Here is a 14,449-nt window from a genome sequence, read left to right on the forward strand (position 1 = left end):
GAAAATGTTTATGCTGTGCTTTGCGGGAATGGTTCGACTTTTGTCATGAGAATGAATTAAAGATTGGAATATTTACCTTTCTAATTTAATTATTCATTCAACTTTGAAGGTGAAAAATTTAAATTAACAAAGACGATAGCTACAATAGCCAAATCTTCAAAGTCAAACAAGGACATCTCGAACTCGTGCCAATCAAATTTCTTATGAATACAGGATTATCTGCTAATTTTCAATTTTTTTCTTGCATGAGGCTGATATGGGTAACGATGAACTTTGGCAACGCTATCAAGACTGGCTTTACTACCACGAAGGCTTAGATTTGTATCTGGACGTAAGCCGGATGCGGTTTGATGATGCACTAGTGGAGGAATTGGAACCTAAGTTTGAGAAGGCTTTTAGAGATATGGAGGAGTTGGAGGCAGGTGCGATCGCCAATCCCGACGAAGATCGGATGGTGGGACACTACTGGCTCCGCGATCCCGATCGCGCACCAGCAGAACTCAGAGAAGAGATCGTGAATACCCTGTCTGACATTGAAGATTTCGCACGCCGGATTCGTGAAGGTGACATTACTTCTCCCACAGGCGATCGATTCACAGATATTCTTTCGATCGGGATTGGTGGTTCAGCATTAGGCCCAGAATTTGTTTCAGAAGCTTTGGCTGCCGACTCTCCACCAATGGAAATACATTTTATCGACAACACCGATCCCGCAGGAATCGATCGAACCCTAAATCGCTTAAAAGCAAAAGATCGGCTCAAAAGCACGCTAGTCATCGTCACCAGCAAATCTGGGGGTACGCCCGAAACCCGCAATGGAATGTTAGAAGTCCACAACTTCTACGACAAAGAAGGTTTGCCCTTCCCTCGTCATGCAGTTGCTATCACCGTTCCCGGTAGCAAAATGGACGAACTAGAGCGAGTGGAAGGTTGGTTAGCTGAGTTTCCCATGTTTGATTGGGTGGGAGGACGCACTTCCGAGATGTCAGCAGTAGGGTTGTTGTCGGCTTCGTTGCTGGGGATTGACATTCGATCGCTTCTAGAAGGCGCAAAAGAAATGGACGAAGCAACCCGTGTGCCTGATGTGAAAAGAAATCCAGCCGCTTTACTCGCCCTGGCTTGGTACTATGCCGGAAATGGTAAAGGCGAGAAAGATATGGTGATTTTGCCTTACAAAGACAGTTTGTTGTTGTTCTCCCGTTACCTGCAACAATTGGTCATGGAATCCTTGGGGAAAGAGAAAGACTTAGACGGCAACATCGTTCATCAAGGGATTGCAGTTTACGGCAACAAAGGCTCCACCGATCAGCACGCTTACGTGCAGCAACTCAGGGAAGGAGTGCCGAACTTTTTTGCTACTTTTATTGAAGTGTTGGAAGATCGATCGGCCGAATGGTTCGAGCAAAATAGCTACCAACTAGAAGTAGAATCAGATGCAACTTCCGGGGATTTTCTCTCCGGCTTCTTGCAAGGAACAAGACAAGCTTTATACGAAAATGGTCGAGACTCTATCACCATCACCATTTCCCAAGTAAATCCTCGTACCGTAGGAGCTTTAATCGCTCTCTATGAAAGGGCTGTAGGATTTTATGCTTCTTTGGTGAACATCAACGCTTACCACCAACCTGGAGTGGAAGCAGGGAAAAAAGCCGCTGCATCAGTCATAGATTTACAGCGGAAAATTTTGGAAACTTTAAGAAATACCGGGCAATCAGACCTAACAACTTTAGCTGAAAGAGCAGACGCAGCTGAGGAAATTGAAACCGTTTACAAAATTGTCCGACATTTAGCAGCAAATCAGCGTGTACGGTTAGAAGGCGATCGCGCCAACCCTTCCAGACTACAAGTTTCAATCTAATACAGAAGGGCTCCAGGGGTTCGAGAAGTTTTTCCCTAACCCCTACCCCCTAACCCCTACCCCCGTCCCCTAAGCTTATGAAAGTTGCTTTTTTCAGTGCTAAATCGTTCGATCGTAAATCATTTACCGCAGCAAACGTCAACTACCAACACGAACTGACCTTTTTTGAAGGTCAACTCAACCCCAATACTGCTGTATTAGCGGCAGATTTTCCCGTTGTTTGTATGTTTGTCAACGACATTGCCAATGCGACAACGCTGGAGATTCTTGCTGCTCAGGGAACTCGCTTGTTAGCGCTACGATGTGCAGGATATAACACCGTAGACTTGCAACGAGCCGCAGAATTAGGCATTAAAGTAGTGCGCGTACCTGCGTATTCGCCTTATGCGGTTGCAGAACACGCCGCTGCTTTAGTATTGACACTAAACCGAAAAATTTACAAAGCCTACAACCGAGTCCGAGATGATAACTTTTCTTTGGAAGGTTTGCTAGGTTTTGATTTGCATGGTTGCACAGTTGGGGTTGTGGGTACTGGCAAGATTGGTATGATATTTGCTGAGATTATGAAGGGTTTTGGTTGTTATTTGTTGGGCTATGATGCTTACCCTAACAATGGTTTTACAGCGATCGACAACGCCCGTTATGTTTCCCTACCAGAACTTTTAGCCAACTCTGATATTATCTCGCTCCACTGTCCTTTATTACCAGAAACCCATCATTTAATTAATGCAAACACTATTGCACAAATGAAACCGGGTACGATGTTAATTAACACTAGTCGGGGTGCTTTGATTGACACTGCTGCTGCGATCGAAGGGATTAAGTCAGGCAAAATTGGTTACTTGGGGATTGATGTTTACGAACAGGAAGATGAGATTTTCTTTCAAGACCTTTCGGATACAGTGATCTTAGATGATACTTTTCAATTGTTGCAATCTTTCCAGAATGTAGTAATTACTGCCCACCAAGCTTTCTTTACCCGCAATGCACTCGAAGCGATCGCTACCACTACCCTAGCCAACATCAGCGATTTTGCAGAAGGTCAACCTTTGAAAAACGAAGTAGTTTATCAACCACTTGCGTAATTTTCCCTTTTAGATTTTCGATTTAGAAATTCTAAAACTCCAAATCCAAAAATTTCAAATTTTTAATCAGGAGAACTTTGAATTATGGTCAGCATTCTTCCTAATAATATCCAAATTGAAGACGATCGCACGGGGATTAATATCGAAACCCTGAAGCGAGCTTTCTTGGATAACTTGTTCTACATTCAAGCAAAATTTCCCAAGATTTCCACTAAAAACGATTATTACATGGCGTTGGCGTACACGGTGCGCGATCGGTTGCTCAACCGTTGGCTAAATACCACCGAAACTTACCTAGAAAAAGCACCTCGCACCGTCGCTTACCTATCAGCCGAATTTTTATTAGGGCCACATTTGGGCAATAATTTGATTAATTTGGGGCTGTATAATGTAGTGAAGCAGGCAATGGAAGATTTAGGACTTAGCCTGACTGACTTACTAGAACAAGAAGAAGAACCCGGATTAGGAAATGGTGGTTTAGGAAGGTTAGCTGCTTGCTATATTGACTCATTGGCGACATTGGAAATTCCGGCGATCGGTTATGGTATCCGCTACGAATATGGAATTTTTGACCAAGAAATCAAAGATGGTTGGCAAGTCGAAATTACTGATAAATGGTTGCGCTACGGTAATCCTTGGGAAGTAGCTCGTCCAGAAGCAGAATTAGAGGTAAAATTTGGCGGTCACACTGAAGATTTTATCGACGAACATGGTCGTTATCGCGTCAAATGGATTCCCTTTAAAGTAGTTAAAGGCGTTCCTTATGACACTCCAATTTTAGGTTTTCAAACCAATACTGCTAACACTTTAAGATTATGGAAAGCAGAAGCAACAGAATCTTTTGATTTTGAAGCCTTTAACAAAGGAGATTACTTCGGCGCAGTTCACGAAAAAAGTGAGAGCGAAAACATTACCAAAGTTCTCTATCCTAATGATGAATCTTACGAAGGTAAACAACTGCGGTTAGAGCAACAATTCTTCTTTGTTTCTTGCTCTTTGCAAGACATGATTCGGATGATGCAGGTGCAAAACCTAACCTTAGAAAGGTTCCACGAACATTATGCGATTCAGTTAAACGATACTCACCCAACTATTGCTGTTGCTGAACTCATGCGATTGTTGTTAGATGAGCATGGTTTTGATTGGGATAAAGCTTGGAATATTACTACTAAAACTTTCGCTTACACCAATCATACGCTATTGCCAGAAGCGTTGGAACGTTGGTCGCTAAATATGTTTGGTAGTTTGTTTCCCCGTCATCTGAAAATTATTTATGAGATCAATAGTCGTTTCTTAGACGAAGTTCGCATCAAATTTCCTGATGATTTCGATCGCCTCCGTCGGATGTCAATCATCGATGAAAGTGGCGAAAGATATGTTCGCATGGCAAATCTCGCTTGTGTTGGTAGCTTTGCCATTAATGGAGTCGCTGAGTTACATAGCGAACTACTGAAAAAGACAACCCTGCATGACTTTTATGAAATGTATCCAGAGAAGTTCACCAATGTTACTAATGGTGTGACTCCTCGCCGTTTCATGGTTTTAAGTAACCCCCGTTTGGCAAACCTAATTACTAGCAAAATTGGCGATAGTTGGGTGAAAAATTTGGATGATTTACGGAAACTGGAAAACTTTTTATATGACACTAATTTCCGTAAAGAGTTCCATAAAGTAAAACAAGAAGTCAAACAAGATTTAGCGAATTACATTCAGACAAGTTACAACATTACGATCGATCCTAATTCGCTGTTTGATATTCAAGCAAAACGCATTCATGAATACAAACGCCAACACTTAAATGCGCTGCACATTATCACTTTGTACAACCGGATCAAGGCTAATCCAAATTTAGATGTTACGCCTCGAACTTTCCTGTTTGGTGGTAAGGCGGCTCCCGGTTACTACATGGCAAAATTAATTATTAAGTTGATTAATTCGATCGCAGATGTAGTCAACACTGACCCGGATATGCGCGATCGTCTCAAAGTAGTCTTCCTAACAGATTACAACGTCAAATTTGCCCAGCGTGTCTACCCTGCTGCCGATCTTTCCGAACAAATTTCTACCGCAGGTAAAGAAGCTTCGGGAACAGGTAACATGAAGTTTTCCATGAACGGTGCGCTGACAATTGGAACTCTCGACGGTGCAAATATCGAAATTCGAGAAGCGGTAGGAGAGGAGAATTTCTTCTTATTTGGATTAACTGCTCAAGAAGTTTCGCAGAAGAAAGCTGCTGGATATAATCCTTGGGATTATTACAATAGCAATCCAGAATTGAAGTTAGCGATCGATCGCATTTCCTCCGGCTTTTTCTCTCACGGCGATCCAAATTTGTTTAAGCCACTGGTGGATTCTCTGCTATATCGTGACGATTATCTGTTACTAGCAGATTATCAATCATACATCGAATGTCAAGACCGGGTAAGTCAAGCTTATCGCGATCGAGAAAAATGGGTTTGGATGTCGATTTTAAATGTAGCGCGGATGGGTAAATTCTCTAGCGATCGATCCATTAGTGACTATCTGAAAAACATCTGGAAAGTTCCCTCTGTCAAAGTAGATGTACCCGAATACAGTCAATCGAACGACATAAAACTTAGCTAACAAACGAACAATGTAGAGACGTTGCGTGCAACGTCTCTACAAAAAGCCAAGGATCTGTTTCAATAAGCTGTTCCGCATTTAAATTGGATTGTTTGGAAACAGAAGAAAATTCGTCTAATTCTTTCCCCTGCCCCCCTGCTCCCCTGCAATCTTAATAAGTGGGCAATGTTTGTTATAAACACAGAGCAAATCATAACTCGACTATAAAAGTTTTATCTGCTACGGTGACGCGATCGCCCTTCACTAATTGTCGTCCACGTCGCGTTTCTAGGCTACCATTTACTTTCACTTCGCCTGATTGAATCATCAGCTTTGCTTGTCCACCAGTTGACGTGATTCCCTTTAACTTCAAAAATTGGTCAAGCTTAATTGTTTGATCTGTCATAGCTTACCCCAGTTAATTTCCTGTACCAATCCACTTTAATCCAGCTTTTAATGCCGCTTCTGGCGAGAAATAAATTTTATTCAATCCAAACACTTCTCCACCGGGACTGAGAATGCGAAACTGCCATGCTTCGATCGAGGCGTTATAGAACACGGCTAAAGTAAACTGGCGAATGGTAACAACTGAGTCAATTTTAGTAGCACTCATAGTTGGGGAACTTCAGGATAAAGTAGGTCTCTTTCTCGTTAATTTAGCTCAATGTTCTTCAGGAAAAACAGGCTGTCTCTTACTTCTGGTGATAAGTAAACCTAATTAATTCGTGAAATGCTTGATTTACGAGAAATCCCAGCCCCCAAAATAAGGGTTTTCGATTACAAGTGCGATCGTACTATGCCGTTGGCTGTGGTAGGGATAATTCATAAATTACCCCTACATTATTTTTCCCTACAACTAAACCATTTTTAAACTGACAATCCTATTCTAAGATGAGCCAGATCTGGGTCTTGATATTTCCCTTTTTTGTGAATGATTCGCACCGCTTCTGCTAATTTTTCCAGGTTTCCATCTTTGGCACAAAATCCATCGGCATAAAACGCATCATTTCCAGTAGTTAAAGTATCTAAAATTGATGTTTGTTCAGGGTTTACCAACACCAAAATTTTTGATGGAATAACGTAAGAATTGGCTTGAACTTTACGCGCATTCCGAATAAATTTCTTTAAATCCATATCTGGTAAAGTGCTATCTACAACTGCAACATCTACGTCAATTGATTCCAATAACACTAACCCTGTTTCCGCATTTGTCGCTTCGCTGGCAACTTCAATCCCATCTTGCGATCGCAAATTAACCCGTAAATTAATCCGAGTTTGTTCATCATCTTCAATTACAGCAACTTGAATCATTCCATGCTGCTGTTGAGCTTTGATGTAGTCATTACCTTCTGATACTTCGTTGGGAGCACCACAGGCGGAAATAGTTCCCAAAGAGTCAATATCTGCTAATCGTTCCTGTTTCAATTGTGCCATTTGTTCGGCACTCAAAATCTTAGATTCATCAAAACCAAATTCAATTTCTGTTTGTAAACCTTTTTGTTTCACACGACTCAAATTGTAGAATCGTTTATTAAGCGTTGTCTTCACAAAAGCCCACAAACAACCGAGTAAATAACGCCGCTTGAACGAATCTTTTTCAAACCAATATTCCAGAAATTTCCAAGAATAAAAACGGGCATAATTGCGAAGTACGCCTTTGAGTACTTCTTCCCTAGTCATGTTATCTGGTTTAATGATTGGCGTGACAAAGTTGTAATGAGAATAATCGCGGATTTCAACTCTATCAGCTAAGTCTTGAAACAGTTCGGAAAAAGGCCAAGGCGTGTACATATTCCAGTTCGTCATGTCTGCTTTCCAATCTCGCGCCATCCGGTACGTTTCTTCGATCGTTTCTGGCGTTTCGTTTGGCAATCCCATGATGAATTGTACTTCGGCTAAAATGCCGTTTTCTCGCAATAATTGTACTGCTCTTTTATTGTCTGCGATCGTAGTTTCTTTACGGAACAAATTAAGGTTTAATTGAGCAGCTGCTTCGGTTCCTAATGAAACATGAACTAATCCGGCTTTGCGATAAAGTGGCAGTTCTTTTTCATCTCGTAAAATATCGGTTACTCTGGTGTTAATTCCCCAATGAACGCCTAAGTTGCGATCGATCAATTCATTACACAAAGCAATAAATCGAGATTTATTAATCGTCGGTTCTTCATCGGCTAAAATGAAAAAGCCAATTTGATGTTCTTTTACCAAATATTCAATTTCATCAACGAAATGTTTGGGCGATCGCGAACGATATTTCCGCCAAAATTTCCACTGACAACAAAAGCGACACCGGAAAGGACAACCACGCGAATAATTAGGAACGGCAACTCTATTATTCAGAGGAGTATAAATGTAATTATCCCAATTTAGTAAACTCCAATCTGGGGTAAGAGTGTCTAAATCTTTGATTGGTGGATGGGCTGGCGTAGCAACAATTTTGCCTTCTTCTAAAAATGCAATTCCTAATATATTGCGGCGTTCTTGTTCATCTGTACCATTGGCGATCGCACGCAATAAATTAACCGTAATTTCTTCACCTTCACCCCGAATAATGTAATCTACCCAAGGTGCTTCTGCTAATACTTCCCGATACATATAAGTCGGGTGTACGCCGCCCATAATTGTTTTCGCATTTGGGCAAATTTGTTTGACTAATTTCAGCGTACTTTGAGACTTATAAATCATCGGTGTAATTGCTGTTGCTAGAACTACATCCGGTTGGCGATCGCGAATGATTTTCCCTAATTCATCATCCTCGATATAATAAGTCATCGCATCGATAAATTCAATGTCAGTAAAGCCCGCATTTTTTAAGGCACCACCAACATAAGGAACCCAACTAGAGGGCCAATTTCCGGCAATTTCAGCGCCTCCAGAATGGTAATTGGGTTGAATTAATAAAATTCGCATTTTTAGACCTCCAAAGAGTTAGGAAATCGTCTAACTTAACTTTTACCAAGAGGCAGAGCCTCTGTTTTTCGTTCCCAGATTGAACCTGGGAACGAGACCCGGGAGGTTCTACCTCCCTGCTGCAATATCTGAGTTTAAACTGCTTTAGAAAAGCGTCCAATTTGCTGGTTTCTTAAGTATTTATCAAAAGCTGAAGCAATGTTTCTAATCAATAATCTGCCGTTTGGTGTGACTAGAATTTTATTGTGCGAAATGTGAATTAATCCATCTGCTTCTAGCAATCGTAAATCGTAGCGTTCTTGAGCAAAATACTCTTCAAAATCCATGTCAAAGCTGAGATGATATTTCTCTTCAACATCATGTTTGTCAAGTTGGAATTGGCACATTAATTCCATAATTATAGAGCGACGGATAATGTCATCTTTAGTTAGCCTAACACCCCGTTCAATAGGAAATTCTCGATTATTAATTGCTTGATAATATCTTTTCAACCGCTTGTGATTTTGTACATAAACATCCTGCAACATACTAATAGAAGTCATGCCAAAACTTAACAAGTCGGATTCTGGTTTGGTAGTATATCCTTGGAAGTTTCGGTGCAGTTCTCCTTCTCGTTGCGCGATCGCTAATTCATCATTCGGTTTCGCAAAGTGATCCATGCCAATAAATACATATCCATTAGCGGTTAATTCTTCAATTGTCATTTGCAAAATGTTCAGTTTTTCTAAAGCTAATGGCAGGGAATCTTGGGGCAAGTTTTTCTGAATTGGTTTGATCCAAGGTACATAAGCAAAATTGAAAACAGCTATGCGATCGGGATTCAGTTTCAGAGTTTTGGAAATGGTATTTTCAAAGGTTTTTAATGTTTGATATGGCAATCCATAAATCAAATCAACATTGACACTTTCAAACCCTGCTTCTCGTATCCATTCCATTGTTTCAAACAACATTACTTCTGGTTGAATACGATTAACTGCTTCCTGCACTATTGGGTCAAAATCTTGAATTCCAAAACTAATCCGATTAAATCCTAAATCGCGCAAATGAAAGATATAATTTTTATCTAAAAACCGGGGATTAACTTCGATCGAAACTTCGGCTTCCGAAGCTAATTTAAAATTGTCATTAATCTTATTCCAAAGCTTCTCAACTTGTTGGGAAGACAAATAATTAGGCGTACCTCCACCCCAATGAAGTTGCTGAACTTGTCGATCGCGATCGACTAATTCCGCAATTCTTTCGATGTCATGCCCAATATAATCTAAATAAGGCTCTGCTACTTCTTTTCTTTGCGTAATCACCGTATTACAACCGCAAAAATAGCAGGGAGACTCACAAAAGGGAATATGACAATACAGCGACAAAGGAGTATTTTTGTAATTACCAACTGCGATCGCTGCTTTAAAATCAATTTCCCGAAAATCTTCTTTTAATTCCGTTGCCGGGGGATAACTCGTATATCTAGGCACTGCGCGATCGTACTTTCTCAGCAAATTAAAGTCAAATTCCACAGTTTGCGACAGCAGTTTCATATTCTCCCCAAATCTCTAAAGATACAATTCTCACTACAATCTTTAATAACTTTATAGCTATGAATAAATTTACCAAGCAACTAGTTGCAAAACTTAACATAGAATTTCCTAATCTAGTCATTATTACTTATAATGTATAATTTTCTTTAATATGAGTACGAATCACGATCGGCAGTACGCCAAGACACTCGCTGCTCAGTTGCGGGATCTTACGCATCCACCCGCTGAAATTTGGCTCAAATTGCGCGAATATGGCTCAGTGGGATGGGCAGAGGTCGATGCAGTATTCGATCGGCTCGATCCGGCATGGCAGTATGGGTTGATAGAGTTGTGGGGCGATCGCAGCGAGCCACCGCTACCAGTAGAAGCGGCTAAACGATTGACGCAATTAGTGGAAGGAGAGGATATCACACTCGCTCATCCAGCTGCCGTTGCCTTAGCACGATTGGGAGAACCGCACACAACCATTGCGCTGCAACGTCTGATTGCCGATTTGGACAATCCCGTTGAAATGCGAGTTGATTCAGCTGCGATCGCCCTCCGCAACCTGGGAATGCCACTAGCTGCACCTGCGATACCTGCACTAGAGCGCGTAGTTATGCGCCCTCGCGTTCGTGGTGGACTGCTAAGTAGTTTAGTTTATCAACCGCGATCGCCCAGTGAAACCGCAAAGCAAGTACTTAAGGAACTTCGGGAATACTTAAGCAAGAATGACTAAAATCTCGAACAATTTCGGCAAATTGTTGACTCTCTCCAGTCTCTAATCCTCAGTCCCCAGACCCCTCTTTGGTCGAAAAATATGAGAATGTTCTGGGTGGTAAAGTTTCGATCGCCTCTCGCGCACTTTCCCCACCGCACCCAACGCCGGACTAATCACATAAAGAGTAGTACGAATTAAATTTTCTTGCTGAGTTACTTCTGCCATTTGATGTAAAGGAACTACTAAAATCCTCTCATCAGGCCAACCTAAGCGAAAACAAATTGCTACTGGAGTATCAGCAGAATAATGTGCCATTAATTTAGTTTGTGCTGCTTCCACCATTCGCGCACTCAGATAAAGACACAAACTTGCTTGATGTGCTGCTAAAGAAGCTAACTCTTCCGCTTCTGGGACTGCGGAAGCATTCCCACTCATCCGAGTCAAAATAATAGTTTGAACTAATTCCGGTACAGTTAATTCAACATTGAGTTTAGCTGCCGCTAACTGAAAAGCGCTAATTCCCGGTATTATTTCAAAAGGAATATTTGCCTCTGCTAAACTTTCGATTTGTTCGTGTACAGCACCATAAAGGCAAGGATCTCCCGAATGCAGACGCACAACAGATTTACCATTTTGCACCCGTGAAATCATCACAGGTAAAATATCTTCCAAAGTTTTGTTCGCCGTCGGGATAATTTCTGCATCAGGACGAACACCATGTAAAATTTGCTTTGGTACTAATGAATCAGCAAATAAGATTACATCAGCTTGCGCCAAAATTTTTTGTGCTTTCACAGTTAATAAATCTGGGTCGCCTGGGCCAGCACCGACAATGTAAACAGCTGGTGGTAAAGGTGTCGTTGCCTTTTCTGAACATATTTGAGGTTGAGAATTTTCTGATGAAATCATTCCGGATCTTAAGTATATCTAAGGAAATAGTAAGTGGTAGATGCACCCTGGTTAAGCCTTAGAGAGATTTCTTTCTAAGGCTCTTTTTTAGATTTGTTGCCACTGAGTCGTCATTAATTGCGATGCCAACGAGTACCTTCTGAGGTATCAATTAAAGTAATTCCCGCAGCTTTTAATTGGTCACGAATGCGATCGCTATCCCCAAAATTCTTCGCTTTTCGCGCCGCCTGTCGCTGTTGAATTAAATCCTCAATTTCTGCATCACTCAAACCTTCAGTAGATTCATCTTCTTCTACCTCTGGTTTAGCTTCCAAACCTAAAACATTTGCCAAATTAACTAGAGTTTTCCATTGTGCTTCTAACTCATTTGACGAAGTTTTAGTTTTCCCCTCATGGACTAAGATATTACCTTCCTTACCCAATTCTTTCGCAATTTCAAACAAAACCGCTAAAGCAGCAGGAGAGTTAAAATCATCATCCATCGCCTCTTGAAAACGTTGTTCGTAAGGGTTGGGGTTTGAGGATGACAGGCAAGATGCCTGTCCTACGTTTTCCCAACCTAATTGTTTGCCGTATTCATAACCGAAAAGCAAACCTTCTTTTAGGGTATTCCAACTATTTTGGGCAGCTTGCATTGATTCATCTGTAAAATCGATCGGTTTCCGGTAATTTGCTTGCATCACAAACAACCTCACTGCCATTGCTTCAGGTGCATTTGCCGCATCTAACAACTGGCGAATAGTCGTAAAATTGCCCAAAGATTTCGACATCTTTTCACCATCAACATTCACCATGCCATTGTGTAACCAATAATTCGCTAAACTCTTACCAGTTACAGCTTCCGACTGAGCAATTTCATTTTCATGATGGGGAAAAACCAAATCAGCACCACCCAGATGAATATCAATAGTTTCCCCCAAGCATTGACGCACCATCGCCGAACATTCAATATGCCAACCCGGACGACCAGCACCCCAAGGCGACTCCCAAGCAGGTTCTCCCGGTTTCGCCGCTTTCCACAATGCAAAATCAAACGGGTGTTTTTTCTTCCCCGCTTCCGGGTCTTCTACCTCAACTCTACCACTCGCCCCCGCTTGCATATCTGCCAAATTGCGCCCGGAAAGTTTGCCATAATCAGAAAAATTCCCCACAGTGTAATAGACATCGCCAGCAGCAGGGTAAGCAAAACCTTTGTGTTCCAGTTCGTGAATTAACCGCTTAATTCCATCTAAAGTATGAGTAGCACGAGGATATTCATCAGCTTTCATAATATTTAGCCGATCCATATCTTCAAAATAAGCTTGAATGTATTTTTCCGCTACGGCTTCCATTGAAGAGTTTTCTTGCCTTGCTCTATTGAGGATTTTATCGTCAATATCCGTAAAATTTTGGATGTAGCGAACTTGGTATCCTCGCCAAAGTAAATAGCGGCGCACCATATCCCAAACAATGTAGGAACGCGCATGACCCAAATGGCAATAGTCGTACACCGTCACGCCGCAACAATACATTTTTACCTTTCCCGGTTCCAAGGGTGTAAAGGTTTCTTTCCGACGAGTGAGGGTGTTGTAAAGCGTTAGGGTCATCACAAATTTCAAGATTAAGGATAGATCGGCAATAATAGGGAAACAAGGTATGGGATGCCAGCAAGCATCCTGATGTTAGTGCTTCGGCACTATTGTGTTACACTCCCATTTTCCGACGTTTTTGAAACTTTGGCTATGCAAACAGCAGATTCTTCTGAACAAGCGATCGCAATGGATGCCCCCAAACAAGGTTTACCAGTCACAATTATTACTGGTTTTCTCGGTAGTGGCAAGACTACTCTCCTCAATCACATTTTAACTAATCAACAGGGTTTAAAAACAGCAGTTCTCGTCAATGAGTTTGGCGAGGTTGGCATTGATAATGAGTTAATTATCTCCACTGGTGATGACATGGTGGAGTTAAGTAACGGTTGTATTTGCTGCACGATTAATAATGATTTGGTTAATGCCGTTTACAAGGTTTTGGAACGGGGAGACAAGGTAGATTATTTAGTAGTAGAAACTACGGGATTGGCAGATCCTCTACCTGTAGCTTTGACCTTTTTAGGTACTGAATTGCGAGATTTTACTCGGTTGGATTCGATTATTACGGTCGTAGATGCAGCAAATTATAGTTTGGATTTGTTTAATTCCCAAGCTGCTTACAATCAAATTGCTTATGGCGATGTGATTTTATTAAATAAGGCTGATTTGGTGGATGAAGCAGATTTAGATCTGTTGGAAGTGAAGATTCGGGATATTAAAGAAGGCGCAAGAATTCTGCGAACTACAAAATCACAAGTACCACTTGCTTTAATTCTCAGTGTGGGTTTATTTGAATCTGATAAATATTTTGAAACAGAGGATTCAAAGCACGAACACCATCATCATGACCACGATCATGACGATTCTAATTGCGATCACGAACACGGTCATTGCACCCACGATCATGACCACGATCATCACCATCATGAACACCATCATCATCATTCAGATCACTTAGAAAATGATGGTTTTACTTCGATTTCTTTTGCTAGTGATAAACCTTTGTCAATTAGAAAGTTTCAATTTTTCTTAGATAATCAATTGCCAGGTACGGTATTTCGTGCTAAGGGAATTCTTTGGTTTGATGAAAGTCCGAGACGGCATATTTTCCATTTGTGCGGTAAGCGTTTCACGATGGATGATGAAGATTGGAAAGGTAATCCAAAAAATCAATTGGTGTTGATTGGTCAAAATTTAGACCATGAAACTTTGAAAGCACAATTGGAAAAATGTCTTTGTATTCCTACAACAAATCGCGGTAAAGGATTTGGGAAATAGTTGTTGCCAATTAATTAGATACC

11 protein-coding genes are annotated in these 14,449 nt (G+C 41.2%); 5 read left to right on the plus strand and 6 right to left on the minus strand.

The window, feature by feature from the left end; all coding sequences use genetic code 11:
• Window positions 1-256 precede the first annotated feature (256 nt).
• The 3 genes from ACE1CA_RS24890 (at window position 257) to ACE1CA_RS24900 (ending at window position 5,547) form a co-directional block, all read left to right on the plus strand.
• Window positions 257-1,858, plus strand: a complete 1,602-nt coding sequence (locus tag ACE1CA_RS24890) for a glucose-6-phosphate isomerase (protein WP_413277228.1) — start codon at window positions 257-259, stop codon at window positions 1,856-1,858.
• Window positions 1,859-1,935: 77 nt separating this feature from the next.
• Window positions 1,936-2,943 (plus strand): 2-hydroxyacid dehydrogenase, encoded by a 1,008-nt coding sequence (locus ACE1CA_RS24895; RefSeq protein ID WP_413277229.1) that lies wholly within the window; start codon window positions 1,936-1,938, stop codon window positions 2,941-2,943.
• Between the two features lie 84 nt (window positions 2,944-3,027).
• Window positions 3,028-5,547, plus strand: a complete 2,520-nt coding sequence (locus tag ACE1CA_RS24900; RefSeq protein ID WP_413277230.1) for a glycogen/starch/alpha-glucan phosphorylase — start codon at window positions 3,028-3,030, stop codon at window positions 5,545-5,547.
• Window positions 5,548-5,737: 190 nt separating this feature from the next.
• Here ACE1CA_RS24900 and ACE1CA_RS24905 read toward each other — a convergent pair whose 3' ends face one another.
• The 4 genes from ACE1CA_RS24905 to hemN form a co-directional block, all read right to left on the minus strand.
• Window positions 5,738-5,932, minus strand: a complete 195-nt coding sequence (locus ACE1CA_RS24905; protein ID WP_413277231.1) for an RNA-binding S4 domain-containing protein — start codon at window positions 5,930-5,932, stop codon at window positions 5,738-5,740.
• 12 nt (window positions 5,933-5,944) lie between these two features.
• Complete coding sequence (locus ACE1CA_RS24910; RefSeq protein ID WP_413277232.1) at window positions 5,945-6,139, minus strand: hypothetical protein; 195 nt, start codon at window positions 6,137-6,139, stop codon at window positions 5,945-5,947.
• A gap of 254 nt (window positions 6,140-6,393) precedes the next feature.
• Window positions 6,394-8,436, minus strand: coding sequence for a magnesium-protoporphyrin IX monomethyl ester anaerobic oxidative cyclase (bchE, locus tag ACE1CA_RS24915; protein ID WP_413277233.1), 2,043 nt, complete (start codon window positions 8,434-8,436; stop codon window positions 6,394-6,396).
• Window positions 8,437-8,570: 134 nt separating this feature from the next.
• Complete coding sequence (gene hemN, locus ACE1CA_RS24920) at window positions 8,571-9,968, minus strand: oxygen-independent coproporphyrinogen III oxidase (RefSeq protein WP_413277234.1); 1,398 nt, start codon at window positions 9,966-9,968, stop codon at window positions 8,571-8,573.
• A gap of 151 nt (window positions 9,969-10,119) precedes the next feature.
• On the opposite strand from hemN, the gene ACE1CA_RS24925 reads away from it, so the two are divergent.
• Window positions 10,120-10,686: a hypothetical protein gene (locus ACE1CA_RS24925; RefSeq protein ID WP_413277235.1), complete on the plus strand. Its 567-nt coding sequence runs from the start codon at window positions 10,120-10,122 to the stop codon at window positions 10,684-10,686.
• A gap of 42 nt (window positions 10,687-10,728) precedes the next feature.
• On the opposite strand, the gene cobM is transcribed toward ACE1CA_RS24925, so the two are convergent.
• Together cobM and cysS are read right to left on the minus strand one after the other, a co-directional pair.
• Window positions 10,729-11,577, minus strand: a complete 849-nt coding sequence (cobM, locus tag ACE1CA_RS24930) for a precorrin-4 C(11)-methyltransferase (RefSeq protein WP_413277236.1) — start codon at window positions 11,575-11,577, stop codon at window positions 10,729-10,731.
• 113 nt (window positions 11,578-11,690) lie between these two features.
• Entirely contained in the window at window positions 11,691-13,163 is a 1,473-nt protein-coding gene (gene cysS, locus ACE1CA_RS24935; protein WP_413277237.1) for a cysteine--tRNA ligase, read from the minus strand.
• 135 nt (window positions 13,164-13,298) lie between these two features.
• Here cysS and ACE1CA_RS24940 point away from each other — a divergent pair, with 135 nt between their 5' ends.
• Entirely contained in the window at window positions 13,299-14,426 is a 1,128-nt protein-coding gene (locus tag ACE1CA_RS24940) for a CobW family GTP-binding protein (protein ID WP_413277257.1), read from the plus strand.
• The last annotated feature ends 23 nt before the right edge of the window (window positions 14,427-14,449 follow it).

This window comes from Floridaenema evergladense BLCC-F167, from assembly GCF_041929205.2.
Lineage (GTDB): Bacteria > Cyanobacteriota > Cyanobacteriia > Cyanobacteriales > Aerosakkonemataceae > Floridanema > Floridanema evergladense.